Annotated in this window: 1 protein-coding gene; it reads right to left on the bottom strand. The window is 45.0% G+C overall.

What is annotated here, in order from left to right:
* A partial coding sequence (locus BCT81_RS13675; RefSeq protein ID WP_133152625.1) for a PAS domain-containing protein occupies positions 1-1,077 on the bottom strand: 1,077 nt, incomplete at its 3' end.
* Positions 1,078-1,201: the final 124 nt, after the last annotated feature.

Raw genomic sequence — 1,201 nt, 5'->3', positions numbered from 1 at the left:
CATCACTTTATCGATATAGCGCAGCGATTTACCTTGATGAAGAACCTGATGGTCGGTTTCAGAGATCCGCACATACATGCTGTTTGGTACGACATCTTGTAGTCGCTTGCCAATCAAGTCACTGACTTCAGAGATCCCGAGCGCTGTAACAAACGGCTTATTACAGGCTTGATAAACCATGTTTTCATTAAAGATACCGATCGAGTCTGGGCTGGCTTCCAAGATGTTTTGCAAGATAGTGTCTCTTTGCGCAAGTGCCACCTCGGTGTCTTTCCGTTTCTCCATTTCGCCACGCAGTTGTTGCTGCATGTCGTGCCAATCGGTCACATCATGGCTAATAGAAAGTGTCCCAATATTTTCCCCATCTTGAGAAAGTAAGACGCTTTGGTACGTTTCGAGTAGGCAGCTTTTACCATCTTGGTCAGTTGTCCATGAACGCTCACTAACGCGCCCTTTCAGTGCACCACCAGAAACGCTCAAGGTGCCCTCTTCTGGGCGGCCATGCCAAAACTTCTTGAAGGAGCGGTTGCTTGCTAGCAATTCACCTTTTTGGTCCTTTACATAAATCAACTCAGACAGGGAGTCCAAAGCGGTACGGGCGACATTCAGTTCACGTAGTTCTTGGGATTGCTCTTCATTCGTGTTTTTGTAAGGTGATGCGTGAATCATCCACGCTTTTTTGTTTCTAAAGTGGATCTTACGCCCCACAAGATTGATCTTGAGGGACTCAAATTCAGACAGTGCCCAAAGCGAGTTCTGAGCAAATGATCGAGAGTTGATGTGATTGGTTAAGTATTGACGGAAACTATTTTCGCTTTCCACGGTAGGAAAACGAAAGTTTACGCCAATCTGGCGGATACCAAGCAACTGCATTGCCTGACGGTTGGAATACAAGATCTCGCCGGTCCGGACATCAACGAAAAATAGAGGGGATGGCGTCGAGAGAAGTAACTTTTCAATATGAGACTGATAACGTGAATAAAGATGCCAGCAGATCAGAGCAATCAGCAACATGAAAACGATATAAACACCGTAGCCATACGCTCTGTCCCACAACCAAGTCATTACCAGTTCCATCTACTCTCAATCTATACCATAAAATCTGTGAGGGAAATGTTACCACTATTTGGTGGTTTTATCTGCTGTTACCTACTCTCACTCATTTCTATCAATCAGCCGCGTTTAAAACAGGTAATGTGTA

This window comes from Vibrio sp. 10N.261.52.A1 (assembly GCF_002876325.1).
In the GTDB taxonomy this organism is placed as follows: domain Bacteria; phylum Pseudomonadota; class Gammaproteobacteria; order Enterobacterales; family Vibrionaceae; genus Vibrio; species Vibrio chagasii.
Note: the sequence above shows the minus strand (reverse complement) of the source record. Positions and strands in the feature narration are given on the sequence as shown.